This window comes from Peribacillus sp. NPDC055009, from assembly GCF_053608705.1.
On sequence record NZ_JBSGVZ010000004.1, the window covers coordinates 236,727 to 254,788 of the forward strand.

The window sequence follows — 18,062 nt, forward strand, 5'->3', positions numbered from 1 at the left end:
CTGCGGAAAAAGGAATATAAACAATGAAAGAGATGGACGGACCGTAGGATATAAGTAGGCAGAGAGAAGGAGCGGGTGACTTATGTTCATCATCTGGTGGGCTGTAGCCATATTTTTATTTTTCATCGCCTTAGAATTCGGTGTTTCATTTTGGCTCAATTCGGAAGTGGGGGAAGAAATGTCTAAGCCCAAGGAAATGTATCATATTATCCGTGATAAATTGCTGAGGAAGAGTGTTTCATGAATGAAAAAAGGGATGCAGATTCAAATCTGCGTCCCTTCTTCATTTCAATCATTATTATTTTGGTTTTTCTTGACTTGCCACCAGATATGTCCATCTTCTGCCAGGAGTTCATCGGATGCAAGTGGACCTGTGGATCCAGCTTCATAGTTAGGGAAAGACTCGTCTTTAGTGTTTTCCCATGCATTGGAAATGGTATCGACGAACTTCCATGAGAGGGCAACCTCGTCCCAATGCGTAAAGTTTGTAGCATCCCCGCGCATGCTGTCAAACAGTAGCTTTTCATATGCCTCGGGAGAATTGATGTGTTCGATCCCTTTGTTCGAGACGGTCAGCTTCATTGGCTTTGTATTGGATGTCGTCCCGGATTTCTTCACATTTAGGTACAATGTGATACCTTCGTCAGGCTGGATATTGATAACGAGAAGATTCGGGTTCAGTGTTTCTTCCGTTTTATAATACAGGTTCATTGGGATATCTTTGAATTGAACAACGATATTCGTTGATTTGACATCCATTCTCTTACCGGTGCGGATATAAAAAGGAACACCGGCCCATCGGAAGTTATCAATCATCAATTTACCCGCAACATAGGTCTCTGTGTTTGATTCCGGATTTACGTTATGTTCATTCCGGTAGGCCGGAAGTGTTTGACCGTCTATCGTTCCTTCACCATACTGGCCTCGGACGAAGTATTGATTGACTTCGTCCACTTTCATTGGTCGAAGTGAACGCAATGCCCGCACTTTTTCGCTTCGAATCTCTTCCGTCGTCAAAGCGATCGGAGGCTCCATGGCTAGCAAGGCCACCATTTGCAGCAGATGGTTTTGGACCATATCCCTTAGGGCACCGCTGGTTTCATAATAACGCCCGCGTTCTTCAACGCCGAGTGTTTCGCTTGAAGTAACTTGGATGTTGGATATATATCTGTTATTCCAAAGCGGCTCGAATAGGGCATTGGAAAAACGGATTACCTCGATATTTTGTACCATTTCCTTACCTAAATAATGATCGATACGGTAGATTTCATCTTCAGCGAATGCAGTTCGAATCTGCTCATTCAATTTTTGTGCTGTTTCGAAACTGTGTCCAAATGGCTTTTCTATGACCAGGCGCTTATATCCATTCGTGTCACTCAGGCCTTGTGCTTTAATCTGTTCGGCAATCGTTCCGAAAAACTCAGGCGCCATCGCCAAATAGAAGATCCGGTTTCCTTCTAATTGATATTGTCCGTCTAATTGTTCGGCAATGTCTTTTAACTGCAGGTATGATTCCGAGCTGGAAACGTCGTGAGAGTGATAATGGAAATGGGAAATGAATTCGTCGACCTTTTCTTCCGCATGTCCGAACGTAAGTATCGAGTCCTTGACACTTGTTTGAAACTCCTCGTTCGTCAATGGCCTCCTTGCCACTCCAACGACGGCGAACTTATTGATTTTCTCTTTTTGAAATAGTCGATATATGGAAGGAAACAATTTCCTTTTCGCTAAATCTCCGGTAGCACCAAAAATCATGATCAATGCTGTGGGTTTATTGTTTTCTGTCATGTTTAAAACCTCAACTTTCCGTTAAATCTGTCTATAAAGTTGGAATTCCCGAATGTGTACCAATTTCTAATTTTACGTTTAGCTTTCCCTCAAAGCAATCAATTTGCGCATTTTTTCTCTATATTTCATTAAAAGTTTAATTTGATTTCTGTTTTAATGGGTCATAAATGAAAGAGCACCTTGGTTATGCTATAGTTAAGTCATAAAGTATTTGCAACGGAGGTAGTATGAGTGGATTTCGTTTTATTGGGTACAGGCGCTGGGGTTCCGGCTAAAGCGCGTAATGTGACATCAATCGCCCTTCAATTATTGGAAGAACGTGGGACGGTTTGGTTATTCGATTGTGGGGAAGCAACACAGCATCAAATATTAAAAACGGCAGTCAAACCGCGAAAGGTTGAAAAGATCTTCATCACCCATTTACATGGTGATCACATCTTCGGACTACCTGGATTTTTAAGCAGCAGATCTTTTCAGGGCGGAGTGGATAAATTGACCGTATATGGTCCACAAGGCATAGAGGCATTTATTATGACGAGCTTACAGGTGAGTGGAACTCATTTAAAATATCCCTTGGAAATCATCGAAATAGAAGAAGGCGAAGTGTTTGAGGACGAACAATTCACAGTGACGGCCATGTCGCTTGATCATGGCATTTACAGCATCGGTTACCGGATTGTGGAAAAAGATCGTCCGGGAAGCTTACTGGTCGACCGGCTGCGGTCTGAAGGTGTGAAGCCGGGGCCTCTTTTTAAAGCATTGAAAAATGGGCAAACGGTCTCTCTCGATGATGGCCGTGTCTTAAATGGGAAGGACTATCTCAGTGCTCCGCAAAAAGGCCGGATCATCACGATTCTTGGTGATACAAGAATGTGCAGCAATGCGCTCATTCTTGCTGAATCGGCGGATTACCTTGTTCATGAAGCTACATTTTCAGCGGAAGAAGCGGAAATGGCATCAGCCTATTATCATTCGACCACCGTTCAGGCTGCAGAAACGGCTTTGAAAGCGGGAGCTAAGCATCTAATCCTTACGCATATCAGCTCACGGTATACTCCGGAGGATGCCGAGAGGCTGAAAGAGGAAAGTAAAGCGATTTTTCCAAACACGATTATGGGTGAAGATCTAATGGCCATTAAAATTCCTTTGTATTCAGAGGAATCGGGCAGCTGAAATCAAAGCTAATGTTTGATATAATTAATCAATTGTTCATTGGATATTTAAAGGAGTGTAAATATGACTGACAAAAGTGCCCTACATACTAAAGCAATGGATTTTCTCCTAAAAACAAGCCGGACTTTTTTCATTCCGATCAGCTATCTTCCAAAGGGGTTACAAGAGGCCATTGGAGCTGCATACCTTTGCATGCGCGCCATCGATGAGATCGAGGACCACCCAGGTCTTCCAGCAGATATTAAGGTTTCCCTGTTACAGGCCCTTAGTGAGCTTGATGCTGATTTCAGGGAAGAAGATCTTCAATCGTTATTTGAACCATATAAGGATGATCTGCCCGAGGTGACCCTGTTTCTTTCGGACTGGATTGAATTTTGTCCTCCCGGTGCAAAATCCAAAGTCTTGGAGTCGACTAAGGAAATGGCCGAAGGCATGGCAAAATGGGTTACTAAGGACTGGCAAATCCATAATGAAGAGGAACTCGATGATTACACATATTATGTTGCAGGTTTAGTGGGGGTCATGCTGTCCGATATGTGGAACTGGTACGATGGAACCGAAACGGACCGTGAACTTGCCATCGCATTTGGCCGTGGACTCCAAACGGTCAATATCCTGCGTAACCGTGAGGAAGATGCAGAACGTGGTGTGAACTTTTATCCGGATGGCTGGGGTTTCGACGAGATGCTTGCCCATACCGAACATAATCTTGCATTAGCCGATGCGTACATTGGAGAGATTGAAACGAAAGAGATCATCCAATTCTGTAAAATACCTTTGGAATTGGCAAAAGCCACATTGAAAGCCCTAAAAGAAGGCAAAGAAAAAATTGATCGTGCTACAGTTACCGAAATTGTCAGCCAGGTCGTCGAACACTGATTTTTCAAAAAGCTGCTGTGAAAGTTACCATACCTTTCACAGCAGCTTTTTTCATGTTTTATATTTAGAACTCAAAAAATTCTAAAAAGTTAAAAAATATATTGGAATAATTGGGACTAAACGATTATAATTTAGGAAATAAAAGCGAAAAAGCTGGCATCATTAGAAAAACATTATTTTAAATAAGGAAAAAGCGGGGGGAAAATATGAAAAAGAAATTATATTCAACAGCAGCCATGACATTGGTCGCAGGTTTATTATTGGCTGGGTGTGGAAATGACAAGGAAAAAGATACGGCAAAGGATGAAAGCGGAAAGGATACCTTCAACATTGGGGTAACGCAAATCGTTCAGCATGATTCCCTGGATCAAGCATATGAAGGATTCCAGGCGGCACTGAAGGACAGTGACATCAATGCCAAATATGATCTTCAAATTGCACAGGGTGACCAAAACAACAGTCAGACGATTGCCAATAACTTTGTTGGGGATAAAGTTGATCTGATATTTGCCAATTCGACTCCTAGTGCTCTTAGTGCTTTAAATGCGACCAAGGATATCCCGATCGTCTTTACATCGGTTACCGATCCTGTAGCGGGTGAACTTGTTACTTCTTTGGAAAAACCAGGCGGAAACGTGACGGGTACGACGGATTCCCATCCCGAAGCCATTGCAAAGTCAATGAAATTCCTAGCGGAAGAGCTTGGGGCGAAGACAATTGGAACTGTCTATAATACAGGGGAGCAAAATTCAGTCGTCCAAATAAAGAATGTGAAAGCGGAAGCGAAAAAAGCTGGTTTGAAAGTCGTGGAAGCATCCGTCTCGACTTCAGCGGATGTTAAACAGGCAACGGAATCTTTAATCGGAAAAGCGGATGCTTTCTATATCATTACTGATAATACAGTTGTCTCGGCATTGGAATCGGTCATTTCCGTGGCAAATGATCAAGATATCCCATTGTTTGTCGGCGAACTTGATTCCGTGAATGCTGGCGGTTTTGCAGCATATGGCTTCAGTTACTATGACATTGGTTATGAAGCGGGGCAAAAAGCGGTTGAAATCCTGAAGGATGGTAAAAAACCTGGAGATATCCCGGTTCAATATCCACAAAAACTGAAATTGGTCATCAATGAAAAAGCAGCAAAAGATATGGGTGTTGAAATAAAAGAAGAATGGAAAGCAGATGCTGAGTTTGTAAAATAAACTCTGCTTTTGTTCGGGGAAGGAAGAAAAAAATGTTCTCAGCCTTATTCAACTCTTTTGAGTCGGGAATGATTTATGCGATCATGGCACTAGGTGTTTATTTAACATTCAGGATTCTCGACTTCCCGGATATGACTGTGGAAGGCAGTTTTGTGACAGGGGCCTCTGTTGCCGCGATTATGATCGTTAACGGTTACTCGCCGATCGTTGCCACGTTGAGTGCCATGGTGGCAGGGTTCATCGCTGGGACGATAACGGGGTTCCTGCATACGAAAGGGAAAATCAATCCTCTCTTGGCGGGTATCTTAATGATGATTGCGCTCTACTCGATCAATTTGAGGATCATGGGTGCATCCAACATTCCGTTGCTTTCCCAAACAACCATTATCACGAATATCCAGGATGCCTGGGCTGGCACCGGGTTGGACAATTTGTTGAATGGTCTTTTATCATTCGTGGGTCTCGGTGACAGCCTGCCGAAAACGTGGGCCATATTAATCGTTATGCTGATTGTGGCTGTAGTCATCCAAGCAGGAATGTCAGCCTTTTTAAAAACGGAAATTGGTCTTGCCTTACGGGCGACTGGTGATAATGAGGCCATGGTCAAGAGTTTTTCCGCCCATACCGGCAACATGAAGATCCTGGGACTTGCAATCGGAAATGCACTAGTGGCTTTTTCGGGTTCCTTGGTTGCCCAATATAACGGTTTTAGCGATATAGGCATGGGGATTGGAATCATTGTCATCGGATTGGCATCCGTCATAATCGGTGAGGCTCTATTTGGTGCAAAAACGATTGCACGTGCTACGCTGGCAGTCATAGGAGGGGCGATCATTTACCGAATCGTCGTAACTTTGGCACTTCGCGTTGAATTCCTTGAAACGGGTGATGTTAAATTAATTACGGCACTTATTGTGGTCGGGGCACTTGTCATTCCTAAAATTTCTGATAAGCAAAAGGAAAAAAACCGGAAGAAAAGGCGGCTTAAAGAAATACAGATGCGCCATGATGGGACTTTACCGAAAGGGAGGGAAGAATATGCTTCAGTTAAATCAGATTTATAAAGTTTTCAATGAGGGAACGCCAGATGAAAAGTTAGCCCTTGGAAATCTGGAACTGCAGATGACAAAAGGTGAATTTGTAACAGTCATCGGAAGTAATGGAGCAGGTAAATCGACGTTGATGAATATGATTTCCGGTAAAATTCTCCCTGATGCAGGTGAAGTCATCATCGATGGTGAAAACGTATCGGCCATTGAAGAACATGCTCGTGCCAAAATGATTGGCCGTGTTTTTCAGGATCCCATGCTGGGGACGGCACCACATATGACTATTGAAGAAAATATGGCGATTGCCTATGGCAGAACCAATAAAAGAGGTTTAGGCTTTGGGGTGACGAAAAAACGGAAAGAACTTTTTAAAGAGTGTTTGGGCACCCTTCATTTAGGCTTGGAAAATCGGATGACTGCAAAAGTGGGATTATTATCAGGAGGGGAGCGCCAGGCACTATCATTGCTGATGGCGACCTTCACCGACCCTAAAATCCTGCTACTTGACGAACATACAGCAGCACTTGATCCTTCACGGGCAGAGCTCGTTACAAACCTGACAAAGGAAATTGTCGAAAAGAACCAGTTAACGACGTTGATGGTGACTCATAATATGCAGCAGGCAATCGATCTTGGAAATTCCTTGATTATGATGGATAAGGGACAGATCATTTTTGAAGCCAGAGGCGCTGAAAAGCAGAAGCTAACCGTCGAAAAACTGCTTAACGAATTCCAGCGCATTAAAGGCGAAAAAATGCTCAATGACCGTGCAGTGTTGATTTAAGATGATGAAAAGGCCCGACCCAGATAGATTAATATTGGGTCAGGGCCTTTTTATTTTGGGGTAATTAATAAGGTCAGGTCCTATTACTGAAGTCCTGTTACTGAAGAAATGTTTTGCTTAAGAAAAATGGCTATCGTGGGTGTTCATGAGCAATCTTGAAAAACGATGTCAATCGCTGTCGGCTGTGCTCCATGATGAACTATCGTTCTTTCTGTTTCCAAAAATCATTTTTATGAATGGCCTTTTCTTCGTCTTTTTAGTGGCAGCAGCTTCTTCAGCCGCGAGGAAATAATCAAAGTTTTGACCCATTGGTTTTTCTAGCGCTTCGATACGGGCTTCAAGCTTCTTAACGAGTTTGTGCATTTCTTCCATTTCACTTCTGTGCTGTAAAAGCTGATAGGATACAACATCGTCCGCTTTTGTTTTCAGGCCATTTTCAAGCCTGTTGACCCGTTCAAGCAGTTGATCATTCGGTTCGGGGTGTTTCTGGATGGTTGCTTTTCTAAGCTTCTTCTCTGAGATGCTGACCTTTTGGAGAATGATGCCCTCGTTCAGCTGATCTTGGATTTTTCTCAATAATGCAATGTCTTCATCCGAAAACTGGTAGTGGCCAAGCTGATTCCGTTCTACTTCCATGTTCAATTGGGTGACCCAGCGTTGAATCGTACTATGGGAAACATTCAGTAACCGGGCAACTGCACTTGTATTCATCGAGATTCCCCCTTTTGGTTGTTGAATTCGATAAGTATAAGGAAATTCCTTTACAGTTGACAAAACATGTATTCATTCGGCAAAGAAAGTGGAATTCCTACGTAATTTGCATGAGGGGCAATCCAAGGTGGAATTCCATGTGGACAGCTTTTTGTAAATGGTAGCGTTGTTAGGAACTTTTAGAAGCATTTGTGATGGCATGGATGATGGTAATCAAGCTAAAAAGGGAAATGTGATGCAGATGTCGAATTTACCCTTAAAACATGGAAAAAGGAGGACCAGTATGAACAGGATCAACATTATTACTTTAGGTGTCAGGGATATTGCTGAATCATTAAGGTTTTACCGGGACGGGTTGGGATTTCATACAACGGTTAAAGAGGACGAACCCGCAATCGTTTTTTTTAATAATGCCGGAACGAAACTTGCTTTGTATCCTTTAGAGGAGCTAGCAAAAGACATCAATGAGAAAGAACAGCCTAAGAAAAATGGTTTCCCGGGACTTACGCTTGCTTATAATGCTAAATCAATTGAAGAAGTGGATGATGTGATCAACAAAGCTGAAAAGGCCGGGGGAACAATCGAGAAATCACCTCAGGATGTTTTTTGGGGAGGGTACAGCGGATATTTTTCAGACCCCGATGGTTACTATTGGGAGGTTGCGTATTCGAAGGATTGGAGTTTTGATGAAAATGATATGCTGATTATAAAGTAACGCACACTTCGGAAGGGTTACCCCTTAGAAAAAAAGGGCTGTTGCCTTGCAACAGCCGATCATCATCATGCCTTACTGCGAAACGACATATTTGGCTAGTTCTTTACTTATTTGATTGCCCATCCGCTTCGATTGCTCAGTCGCTTCTTGTACACAGGCAATGAATGCTTCTTCCACTTGATGTGCTTGAAGTGCTTTCAGACCTGCTTCAGTCGTTCCGCCTGGTGAAGTTACTTCCTTTCTTAGTACGGCAGGCGTTTTAGGTGATTTCTGTAACATATCGGCCGCACCCATCAGTGTCTGGAGAATCAATTGCTTAGCGGTTTCGGAATCGAGACCTATTTTTTCTGCTGATTTTTCCAATGCCTCGACCAAGTAATAAATATAAGCCGGACCGCTGCCAGATAAGCCTGTTACCGCATCTAGCTGGGTTTCTTCGACAACTGCCACTGTACCTACCGTTTCAAAAAGGGTAATCGCCGTTTGTAATTGCGCTTCTTTCGTATGACAGTTAGCCGCAAGGGCCGTTGCTGATTTCCCTACAGCTGCCGATGTATTAGGCATGGCACGGACAATCGAGAACCGTTTGTTGGCGATACCTTCCAAGCTTGTTGTATGAACCCCGGCAACAACGGAAATGAACAGCATTTCTTCACGAATATATTCTTTTATTGATTGCATTGTTTCTAAAATATCTTTCGGTTTCACCGCCAGCACGACAAGGTTGGCATCCTGTACTAATAGCTGCAGCGATCTTGTGGCAGTTACACCATATTGGTTCTTTAAATAATCGAACCGATCATCATTTGATTTATTTGTTACAAAAATATTTGCCGGTTCAATTACCTGTTGGGTCACCAGCCCCGAAATGATTGCTTCTGCCATCGATCCAGCTCCGATAAATGCGATTTTCTTCATATTTCCCGCTCCTTTTTCTTTTAAAGTTTTCGGCCTTTTTTAAAAAAACAAAAAGACCCCTCATCCAATAAAGGACGAAAGGTCTAGCTTCCGTGGTACCACCTTTGTTCAACTTTCCCATAATAAATAAACAGAAAAGCTGCACTTGAATCCTCTAACGCGGGAATTACGTCAGGTTTTCCTGAAGGCTCATAAGGTAGGTTCAATAATGAGGGGGCGATGAAGCCTTTCAGCACATTCCGAGCTTCACTCTCTTTACGCCATCAATAATTTACTTGGCCTTAATCAAAGCCATGCCGTCTTTAATTACTTGTGATTATGAAGGATAAATTAGCACTCTGTCAATGATAATATATGCATGGACGAGAAAAAATAGACATGAATTATGTGAAAATAATGACAGTAATTAAAAATACATGTAAAATGGTAATTATACATGATAAGTATACTTAGAATTCTGTTTAGTGTATAAAAAGTTTTATATAAATATAATTTTCTAAGGTGGAAAAGATTATGGTGAATTGGAATGGAGATATTGCAAAAATTACTTTGCCTACGCCGTTTGCAGTGGGTGATGTGAATGTTTATGTAGTTAAAGGGGATGCTTTAACGCTAATCGATACTGGAGTGAAAACAAAACGATCAAAAGAAGCCTTGACTAATGGGCTTGGGGATTTGGGTCTGAAACTGACTGATATCGAACAAATCATTTTAACCCATCATCATCCTGATCATGCTGGTGGACTCGATTTCTTTGAAAAAGAGATCCCGGTTTATGGACACAAAAACAATCAGCGCTGGCTGACCATCAGTGATGAATTCCTAGAAACCCATAATCGTTTTTTCCTTGATTATGCCGCAAAGTTCGGAGTGGCAGAAGAGCTGAAAAATAAACTGATCCACAATCGCGACGAAATCAGTTTCCTTAGTGAACGGAAGCTGCATGGATATTTGGCTGAGGGAGATGAACTTCCTGGTCTTCCAGGCTGGAAAGTGATCGAGACTCCAGGGCATGCGCAAAGCCATTTATCCTTTTACCGCGAAAGTGACGGGGTCATGATCGTTGGCGATCATTTGCTTGCCAAGATCTCACCTAATCCATTAATGGAACCACCTTTACTTCCCGGAGGCATGAGGCCTCGTCCGTTACTGCAGTATAATGCATCACTTCAGAAATTATTGGATTTTTCCATATCCACCGTTTACTCCGGACATGGATCTGAAGTGGATGGTGATGCGGTTGCCGACTTGATTCACTATAGATTCGAGCGGCAGCATAACCGTGCCATGCAGGTGAAAAGCATGCTTCAAGATAAGCCTTTATCGGTCTTTGAAGTATGTCAGCAGTTGTTTCCGAAAGTATACCTTCAGGAAGTGGGCCTGACACTTTCGGAAACGGTCGGTCAGCTGGACTATTTAGAAGACTTGGGTGAAGTCGAAACAGAAATTCAATCAGGGGTCATTCTGTATTCAATCGCTTAATGTTTGCAAGGAGGCTCACTTTTTTGAATAAGTTGCAAGGCAAAGTCATTGTTATTACTGGAGCTTCCGGAGGGATTGGCAAGGAAGTTGCCATTCAAAGTGCAAAGCAGGGGGGGCGTCTAGTCCTCTTGGCCAGAAGTATGGATAAATTACTACAGCTAAGGAATGAATTGATCACCCGATATGGAATTGATGCATATGCCTATAAGCTTGACGTGGCAGACACTGATCAGGTGGCAAATGTATTTAATGACATCCATGCGCAAATAGGTGAAGTGGATGTGTTGGTCAACAATGCCGGTTTCGGCACGTTTAAAGAAGCGCAGGATACGGAATTAAATGAAACGAAAGCAATGTTTGCTGTCAACGTCATTGGATTGATGGCCTGCACAAAGCAGGTTCTTCCGTATATGAAGCAGAGAAAATCGGGGCATATCATCAATATCGCTTCACAGGCCGGTAAAATCGCCACTCCTAAATCAACATTGTACTCATCGACTAAGTTCGCGGTTCTTGGCTATTCAAACGCACTTCGGCTTGAGCTGATGGAAGATCATGTTTTTGTGACCACCGTTAATCCTGGCCCCATAGAAACGAATTTCTTTAACATTGCCGATGAATCAGGTACATATTTAAAAAATGTTGAAAAATTCATGCTTAAGCCTGGAGATGTCGCTGCTAAAATCGTATCGGCGATGCTGACCAATAAGAGGGAAATCAATCTCCCTGGCTGGATGAATTTTGCTGGGAAATGGTATAACATGTTTCCAAAAATCACCGAAACATTAGGAAAAAAAGCATTTTTTAAAAAGTAAGCAACTTTCGATGTCGGACAAGGCGAAAGATGGTCTAATATAATAGACAAAAGGGGAATGTCGATGACATTCCCCTTTTTTGAAATAACCGAAGTTTTCATATGAATTGGTAACTATTTCATGGGGGATCCGTCTATTTCTAGTAGGAGGGATTTGTATGAAGAGGATTGTAAACCTTTATATATCCATATTCGTTGCCTTTATTCTGGGTAGCTGTCAATCCCCTGATTGGAACAGGGATGATGCCGTCGGTAAGGGGGAAGAAGGTTTCATTACGGATCTTGACGATAAAAGGATTTTGATTAAAAGGACGTATTATAAGGTGACCACTGATACATCCATTCAAGATCAACATGGTAACGCTCTCGATTATTCCGACCTGGAAATCGGGATGAAAGTGAAACCATGGCACCGGGGCGGGGTGAAGAAATCATTTCCTGGGAAAGCGGAAGCGGAACTGATTCTTGTTTTGACGGATGTAAAAAGCTTGGCCGAACAAAGGGCGGTCACTGCTGCCCTCAATCATGTCAGTAAAGCGGAAAGTCAGCGATTCATGGTTCTCGAAGTCGTCCATTTACCGTCAGAGCATGTTTATAATATCGAAATGATGAACCGTTCCAACTTGGACGCTTCATTCATGGTGACAGTTGAGGATTTAACGGATGAAATATTATATATAAAATAAAACAACCGGGCTGAATCACTATGAATTCTGTCCGGTTGTTTTATGGGATTTTATAAAGTTTTCGCACCTAAATATTTTGGTTTCCAATAAGAATTATCCATATCCGTGATGGTTATTCCTTTAGAAGAAGTAGCACTGATGAATTGACCATTTCCGATATAGATACCAACATGGGATACCCCTGTTCTTCCAGAAGAAGTATCAAAGAATACAAGGTCACCCTTAGCTGGTGAAGATACTTTTAAACCTGTATTGGAATAAAGCAAGGATGTTGTACGCGGTAAGGTGATTCCTTGTGATTTCTGGAATACGTAATAGACGAAGCCTGAGCAGTCAAATCCAGTTGGTGTTGTACCGCCCCATTTGTAGGGTTTGCCTATTAAGGTTTTTGCATAGCTGATCAAGCTTGTATTATTGACCTTATAAACACCAAGCTTATTAAATGTGTTACGGCCCGCAATTCCGTCGGCAGTCAGCCCTTTAGATTTTTGGAATTTTTTTACTGCTGATACAGAATAGGTGCCGTAATATGTAGTCAGTGAACCTGAATATGTGAAATAACCTTTGGTTTTTAAAAGTTGTTGTAGTTGTTTGACATCACTATGTGTCATTCCGGGTCTGAGGGTTTGATCTCCAATATTTGCAAAGGCTTGCAGCGGGGTTAGCATCATGGCAGAAGCAACAGCAGCTGAAGCGATCCATTTCTTCATAATTTTCATTTCCTCTCTATCTATCTCTCTATATTCTTAACAATATTATCCTACAATACCATTATGACAATTAGACATAATTTTGGTTACAGTTTTATTACAAAAAATGAGTAGTAAGACTAAATTTAAAATAGACGAAAGACTGTTGAAAAGGGTGAAAAAAATTAAAAAAACTAAGTATAAGGATCCATTAAAAATTATTCAAGCTACGAATTGATTCTTTTTAAAAAAACTATTTGGATATTAAGTTTAAATATGGTATTTTAACCATTTTTAGTATCTATTATATTTTTCAAGGAAATTACATTAAAAAGTAGAAATTTGTATGAAAACTTCCATTGAATAAGAACGTATATTCGGTTAAAGTTATGAATATAATAAAAGCGAACATATATTCTTGTTAGGGTGAGAAGTGATGGATTATGGGACGATGCCGAAACAATCAATTATGTGTATCGATATGAAAAGTTTTTATGCAAGCTGTTCAGCGGTCATGCTTGGTCTGGACCCGCTTGATTGTTATCTGGCGGTGGTTGGTGATTTGAAGAGGACAGGGAGCATTGTGCTTGCGGCTTCTCCAAAGATGAAGAAGGAATTTGGCATCAAGACAGGTTCGCGGATGTTTGAGATCCCGAATGATCCGAGGATTGTCGTCGTTGAACCTAAAATGGCGACCTATTTAAGGGTTTCGACGGAAATCACCCGCTTGTTCAACCGTTATGTGCCCAAAGAAGCGATTCACGTATATAGTGTGGACGAAAGTTTTGTGAAAGTCGATGGTGCCGCTTCTTTATGGGGAGATGCCCGGATGATAGCTGAAAAGATAAAGGATGAAATCGAACGGGAATTACAGCTCCCCTGTGCCATTGGAATTGGACCGAACATGCTTATGGCAAAACTTTGCCTTGATTTGGAAGCCAAACATAATGGGATTGCAGAATGGAAGTATGAGGATGTGCCAAGCAAACTTTGGCCGATTTCCCCACTTCGTGAAATGTGGGGGATCGGCAGGCGCGTAGAAAAAACCCTTCATGGAATGGGAATATTCACGGTTGGACAGCTTGCCAATTATGATCTTGAATTACTTGAAGCGAAGTTTGGAATTATGGGCAATCAGCTTTACCACCATGCTTGGGGAATAGATTTATCCGATATGGGGGCAGCGATCATCGAAGGGCAGGTAAGCTTCGGCAAAAGTCAAATCCTGCTGCGGGATTATAAGGAGGAGCATGAGGTAAAGCAGGTCATGCTGGAAATTTGCGAAGAAGTTGGAAGAAGGGCACGCACCCATCGCAAGGCAGGAAGGACGGTGAGCCTAAGCATTGGTTACAGCAAGGATGAGTTCGGCGGAGGTTTCCAACGTTCGCGTTCAATTAGCGAACCGACCAACATTACGATGGAGCTATATAAAGTTTGCCTGGAGCTTTTTCATGAGAACTATAAGCAAAAAACGGTTCGGAGCATAGAGGTCAGGCTCTCGAATATTGTGGATGATAACGAAATGCAGCTGACTTTATTCGATGCTTCGCGCTGGAAGAAGCGGGAATTGAGTTACACGGTTGATCGAATCCGCCATAAATATGGAGCCAAATCGTTATTGCGTGCCGTTTCGTATACAGAAGCAGGTACAGCCGTTTACCGAAGCAAGCTGCTTGGTGGTCATAAGGCGTAAGGTTGACTTTGAAGGGAGGGAAAAGAATGATACGTGATCGCGGCCGTATCAAATGGACATCGATGATGTTGCCGGAGCATGTGAAGATGCTTCGGGATTGGGTGGTGGAGGATGGCTATGAAACGAAACGCATCCTGGATGAGCAGCAACTGGAAGAAATGAATGCGGTAATGGGGGAAGCGATGGAGGAAAGAAAGGATGTCACGATTGCTCATTATGAAGGCAACCGGTATCAGCTGTTAATCGGCAGGATCCATTATTATAATGAGCTCACCCAAAAGCTTCATATCGTCGATCGGTTTCAGCAGGCTCACTATATCAGGCTTTCCGATATCGCGGATGTAAGGATAATGGAATGATGAGCGGAAGGGCTGTTCCCAAGGGACAGCCTTTCAAAACGGTATCGTGATGAAAGGTATCACGGAGGAGTATGAGAATCGGCATTTGTTAGCACGGTTAATGAAGAAAGTGATTTTCGTGTCGGCTGAAGCTTGCAAAGGAAGGCAGTTTCTTTAACAGAAGCGTATTTATCGTTTATAATGGGGGAAACATCGGGAGGCGTGCAATCATGTATATTGAATGGACGGAAACAGCGGCTGAGAAAATGGCCGATAAGGTACAGGGACAAGAAGGATATTTACAGTTGAAATATGATACTGATGGCTGTGGCTGCGTGGTAAGCGGTGTGACCGCGCTATGGTGGGTCAACGAACCTGAAGAAGGTACCGAAAAAGTGGAAACAAACGGGATTCCACTATATGTGGAGAAATCAAAAATGATTTTTCTTGATGAGGTCATGAAAATAGACTTTGTTCCGGAAGCGAACAGCTTTCAATTAAAAAGTCCGAATCAAATCTTGAATCCAAGGATGAGTTATTTTAATAAAATCTGACTAAAAAGCAAAGAGGGGATCTTGGATACCCTCTTTTTTCTTCTCAGACAAGTTTTAGAAACTGATCGATTTGATCTTCATATTCTTTTGGATTTTCATTATAAGATTGAGCGTGGGCCCCTTTTTTAGCGATGTAAAGCTGCTTTGGGCCCTCTTTTGCTGCATATAATTCCGCTGTCATGGAAGCGGGAATGAAACTGTCATTTTCACTATGGATGAAGAGCACCGGGTTTCGGATATTTTTTATATAATCGATTGGGGACACTTCGTTGGTCCAATATCCGTCACGGAGTTTGATGAACATACGCCCAAGCGGAAACACTGTCCAGGAAGGAAATGGGACTTCATGCTTGAGCTGGTGTTTGATTTGATCCTCGAAATTTGAAAATGGACAGTCGGCAACGTAAAAATTAGCACCGTCTTCAAGCATTCCGGCATATAAAAGCAGGGTTACGGCCCCCATGGATTCACCATGAATGCCAATATGAAGGTCGGGACCTTTACGTCTTTTCAATTCATCGATTACGGCCTTCAGGTCGAATTTTTCATAATGTCCGTAACTGCTCGTCTTGCCACCGGAATCCCCATGCCGGCGGTGGTCATAAATGATTGCGTTGAAGCCCCGCTTAAGAAAAATATTCATGTACTTAATCGAATTGACTTTGTTTTCCGTCACACCATGAGAAATGATCACCCACTTATTGGTGTCATGCGGTTCGATAAACAAGCATTTCAAGGAATATCCGGATGGTGACGATACCCAAATTTCCGTTTTAGGCAGATTATCAAAATCCTCCCGGATCAGGCGTTTAGCCATGATTTCACGATTCTGGATAAAATCATCTTCCTTCTTTTTCATGTACATGATCCGATTGGAAAAATAAATGCCGACGCCGATGATATACGATAGGATTCCGGCGAGTGTAAACCACCATTTCTTCATGAAAGGTCCTCCTAGGTTGATTTTCTTTATTTTACCATGTGGGAAATGGGAAAACACTGTTGAAAACGATGACGAGGAAAACGGCAGTCGTGATATAATAATTTCATAAATGGGCAGGGAGGTATTAAGGATGAAAAAGAAACAGCCGCGAAATCAAACTCAAAGCAAAAACCAAGATAAAGATTCATCTTCATTGAAACTTGGTGATATGATCAATCAAGATATCATGTCCCAGCTTCGTCAAAAGCAAAAGGAACTTAATGAGGCTGAACAAGAAAAAAGGGCAGCGGAAGAAGAAAAGAAACGCGAAGAAAGAAAGCGGCGGGAGAAGAATAAATCATTTGAAGAACTATTGGGTGAAAGCAATCTGAACTGGAAGAACTATAAATGAAGGACAGGGAGCAGTTTAAGTTTTAAGTGGGCTGGCTCCCTTTTTCTGTTCAGGAAGACCATTCCTTGCTGATATTCCTTTATTTTATAAAGTATAACGATTATATTAAAGATAAGTTCGATATGCTTTCATATCGGATGGACTACTATTAGCTGGTGATATGATGCAAAATAAAATAGAAAAAGTACTGGAAGACCAATTATGTTTCCTGCTTTATGCAAGTTCGCGGGAAATGACGAAGAAATATAAACCGCTGCTTGATAAACTTGAAGTGACATATCCTCAATATCTTGTCCTGCTTCTATTATGGGAACAGGATACACTTACAGTAAAAAAACTTGGGGAGCTCCTTGCCCTCGACTCAGGAACGCTTACTCCCATGTTGAAACGAATGGAGCAGAATGGCTTGATTGTCCGTGAACGTTCGACTGAAGATGAACGGTCTGTCATGATCAAGCTGACGGAAAAGGGACTTGGTTTACAGGAAGAGGCCTGCTTCATTCCCGATCGCATTTCAGCTATGTCGGGTGATGATAAGAAGGTGCTTGAGGATTTAAAAGCTTCACTGCTCCAACTATTGAAAACTTTACAGCAATTTTAGCAAAGAAAAGACGCTTGGGGTTCCCCAAGCGTCTTTTTGTCGGATTTAATCTACATCTATTTCAAAGGCGACGTCCACATTGCCGTTGATTGCTTTTGAATAAGGACACATTTGATGTGCTTTATGAACAAGGGTTTCGAATGTCGCCTTATCGACCCCGGAACCCTTCACAGCCAAAGTTACAGCCAAGCTGTACTGATGCATCTCACCCATCAATAGGCTGACGCTTGCGGTGACCTTGGAATTGAAGGGAACGCGTTCAATTTTACCAACTGATTGCAAAGCACTATCAAAACATGCAGCATATCCAGCTGCAAAAAGCTGTTCCGGATTAGATGCTTCAGGCATCTGTTTAGCCCTTGGTGTTCCAGGCATCGCAATATCAACCGTGAAGTTGCCGTCAGCAGAAATTGCCGTTCCTTCTCTTCCACCATCAACTGTTACAGACGTTGTAAATAATGTTTTTGTCATCATTTTTTCTCCCTTTATCTTTTTATTTTTAATTGTGCACAACTGAATTGTACAATATTAATTTTGGGATGTCCAATGAAAAGTTTAAAACCGTTAAATGGGTTTGGAAAGGAATTAGAATGATCGGAAACTTGAAAGCTGTACAGAAGAGAGTATGGCGAAAAAAACGATGGAATGGAAA

Annotated in this window: 21 protein-coding genes; 15 read left to right on the forward strand and 6 right to left on the reverse strand. The window is 42.1% G+C overall.

Translation table 11 applies throughout. The features are described 5' to 3' along the window. Positions 1 to 82 precede the first annotated feature (82 nt). On the forward strand, positions 83 to 244 hold the full coding sequence (locus tag ACWF5P_RS09420; RefSeq protein ID WP_157831000.1) for a hypothetical protein: 162 nt from the start codon (positions 83 to 85) through the stop codon (positions 242 to 244). 44 nt (positions 245 to 288) lie between these two features. On the opposite strand, the gene zwf is transcribed toward ACWF5P_RS09420, so the two are convergent. Then, positions 289 to 1,788 carry a glucose-6-phosphate dehydrogenase gene (zwf, locus tag ACWF5P_RS09425; RefSeq protein WP_434167364.1) on the reverse strand — a complete coding sequence of 500 codons (1,500 nt, stop codon included), beginning with the start codon at positions 1,786 to 1,788 and terminating at the stop codon, positions 289 to 291. Between the two features lie 231 nt (positions 1,789 to 2,019). Between zwf and rnz the strand changes: the two genes are divergently transcribed. From rnz to ACWF5P_RS09450, 5 genes are all read left to right on the forward strand, one after another. After that, positions 2,020 to 2,961 (forward strand): ribonuclease Z, encoded by a 942-nt coding sequence (rnz, locus tag ACWF5P_RS09430; RefSeq protein ID WP_101222499.1) that lies wholly within the window; start codon positions 2,020 to 2,022, stop codon positions 2,959 to 2,961. Positions 2,962 to 3,024: 63 nt separating this feature from the next. Further along, a complete protein-coding gene (locus tag ACWF5P_RS09435) occupies positions 3,025 to 3,840 on the forward strand; it encodes a squalene/phytoene synthase family protein (protein ID WP_230176986.1) in 816 nt (271 codons plus the stop codon). A gap of 206 nt (positions 3,841 to 4,046) precedes the next feature. Next, a complete protein-coding gene (locus tag ACWF5P_RS09440; RefSeq protein ID WP_101222497.1) occupies positions 4,047 to 5,042 on the forward strand; it encodes an ABC transporter substrate-binding protein in 996 nt (331 codons plus the stop codon). A 32-nt stretch (positions 5,043 to 5,074) separates the two neighbouring features. Next, positions 5,075 to 6,106 carry an ABC transporter permease gene (locus ACWF5P_RS09445; RefSeq protein WP_054400237.1) on the forward strand — a complete coding sequence of 344 codons (1,032 nt, stop codon included), beginning with the start codon at positions 5,075 to 5,077 and terminating at the stop codon, positions 6,104 to 6,106. Next, complete coding sequence (locus ACWF5P_RS09450; protein WP_101222496.1) at positions 6,081 to 6,875, forward strand: ABC transporter ATP-binding protein; 795 nt, start codon at positions 6,081 to 6,083, stop codon at positions 6,873 to 6,875. The genes ACWF5P_RS09445 and ACWF5P_RS09450 overlap by 26 nt, the downstream gene beginning before the upstream one ends. A 168-nt stretch (positions 6,876 to 7,043) precedes the next feature. Here ACWF5P_RS09450 and ACWF5P_RS09455 read toward each other — a convergent pair whose 3' ends face one another. Further along, complete coding sequence (locus ACWF5P_RS09455) at positions 7,044 to 7,586, reverse strand: MerR family transcriptional regulator (RefSeq protein WP_434167363.1); 543 nt, start codon at positions 7,584 to 7,586, stop codon at positions 7,044 to 7,046. Between the two features lie 283 nt (positions 7,587 to 7,869). Here ACWF5P_RS09455 and ACWF5P_RS09460 point away from each other — a divergent pair, with 283 nt between their 5' ends. Beyond that, positions 7,870 to 8,301 carry a VOC family protein gene (locus ACWF5P_RS09460; RefSeq protein WP_434167362.1) on the forward strand — a complete coding sequence of 144 codons (432 nt, stop codon included), beginning with the start codon at positions 7,870 to 7,872 and terminating at the stop codon, positions 8,299 to 8,301. Between the two features lie 72 nt (positions 8,302 to 8,373). On the opposite strand, the gene proC is transcribed toward ACWF5P_RS09460, so the two are convergent. Further along, positions 8,374 to 9,219: a pyrroline-5-carboxylate reductase gene (gene proC, locus ACWF5P_RS09465; protein ID WP_057278877.1), complete on the reverse strand. Its 846-nt coding sequence runs from the start codon at positions 9,217 to 9,219 to the stop codon at positions 8,374 to 8,376. A gap of 513 nt (positions 9,220 to 9,732) precedes the next feature. Between proC and ACWF5P_RS09470 the strand changes: the two genes are divergently transcribed. The 3 genes from ACWF5P_RS09470 to ACWF5P_RS09480 all read left to right on the forward strand — a co-directional run bounded on the left by ACWF5P_RS09470 (position 9,733) and on the right by ACWF5P_RS09480 (position 12,201). Next, positions 9,733 to 10,701, forward strand: coding sequence for an MBL fold metallo-hydrolase (locus tag ACWF5P_RS09470; protein ID WP_434167361.1), 969 nt, complete (start codon positions 9,733 to 9,735; stop codon positions 10,699 to 10,701). A 23-nt stretch (positions 10,702 to 10,724) separates the two neighbouring features. Continuing rightward, positions 10,725 to 11,516, forward strand: a complete 792-nt coding sequence (locus ACWF5P_RS09475) for an SDR family NAD(P)-dependent oxidoreductase (protein WP_434167360.1) — start codon at positions 10,725 to 10,727, stop codon at positions 11,514 to 11,516. Between the two features lie 157 nt (positions 11,517 to 11,673). After that, positions 11,674 to 12,201 (forward strand): DUF3221 domain-containing protein, encoded by a 528-nt coding sequence (locus ACWF5P_RS09480; protein ID WP_101222489.1) that lies wholly within the window; start codon positions 11,674 to 11,676, stop codon positions 12,199 to 12,201. Positions 12,202 to 12,251: 50 nt separating this feature from the next. Here ACWF5P_RS09480 and ACWF5P_RS09485 read toward each other — a convergent pair whose 3' ends face one another. After that, positions 12,252 to 12,911: a C40 family peptidase gene (locus ACWF5P_RS09485; protein ID WP_452444814.1), complete on the reverse strand. Its 660-nt coding sequence runs from the start codon at positions 12,909 to 12,911 to the stop codon at positions 12,252 to 12,254. A gap of 412 nt (positions 12,912 to 13,323) precedes the next feature. On the opposite strand from ACWF5P_RS09485, the gene ACWF5P_RS09490 reads away from it, so the two are divergent. From ACWF5P_RS09490 to ACWF5P_RS09500, 3 genes are all read left to right on the forward strand, one after another. After that, positions 13,324 to 14,583, forward strand: a complete 1,260-nt coding sequence (locus tag ACWF5P_RS09490) for a Y-family DNA polymerase (RefSeq protein WP_101222487.1) — start codon at positions 13,324 to 13,326, stop codon at positions 14,581 to 14,583. A 26-nt stretch (positions 14,584 to 14,609) separates the two neighbouring features. Then, positions 14,610 to 14,942: a YolD-like family protein gene (locus ACWF5P_RS09495; RefSeq protein ID WP_101222486.1), complete on the forward strand. Its 333-nt coding sequence runs from the start codon at positions 14,610 to 14,612 to the stop codon at positions 14,940 to 14,942. A 209-nt stretch (positions 14,943 to 15,151) separates the two neighbouring features. Further along, the gene (locus tag ACWF5P_RS09500; protein ID WP_101222485.1) at positions 15,152 to 15,475 is read left to right on the forward strand and encodes an iron-sulfur cluster biosynthesis family protein; all 324 of its coding nucleotides are present in this window, start codon (positions 15,152 to 15,154) and stop codon (positions 15,473 to 15,475) included. A 43-nt stretch (positions 15,476 to 15,518) separates the two neighbouring features. Here the strand turns inward: ACWF5P_RS09500 and ACWF5P_RS09505 are convergent, their stop codons facing one another. Then, positions 15,519 to 16,418: an alpha/beta fold hydrolase gene (locus ACWF5P_RS09505; RefSeq protein WP_434167358.1), complete on the reverse strand. Its 900-nt coding sequence runs from the start codon at positions 16,416 to 16,418 to the stop codon at positions 15,519 to 15,521. A gap of 130 nt (positions 16,419 to 16,548) precedes the next feature. Between ACWF5P_RS09505 and ACWF5P_RS09510 the strand changes: the two genes are divergently transcribed. Both ACWF5P_RS09510 and ACWF5P_RS09515 read left to right on the forward strand, forming a co-directional pair. Continuing rightward, a complete protein-coding gene (locus ACWF5P_RS09510) occupies positions 16,549 to 16,809 on the forward strand; it encodes a YqkE family protein (protein ID WP_101222483.1) in 261 nt (86 codons plus the stop codon). Positions 16,810 to 16,972: 163 nt separating this feature from the next. Further along, positions 16,973 to 17,410: a transcriptional regulator, SarA/Rot family gene (locus ACWF5P_RS09515; RefSeq protein WP_434169696.1), complete on the forward strand. Its 438-nt coding sequence runs from the start codon at positions 16,973 to 16,975 to the stop codon at positions 17,408 to 17,410. 45 nt (positions 17,411 to 17,455) lie between these two features. Here the strand turns inward: ACWF5P_RS09515 and ACWF5P_RS09520 are convergent, their stop codons facing one another. Further along, entirely contained in the window at positions 17,456 to 17,881 is a 426-nt protein-coding gene (locus tag ACWF5P_RS09520) for an Ohr family peroxiredoxin (protein ID WP_434169695.1), read from the reverse strand. Positions 17,882 to 18,062 lie beyond the last annotated feature (181 nt).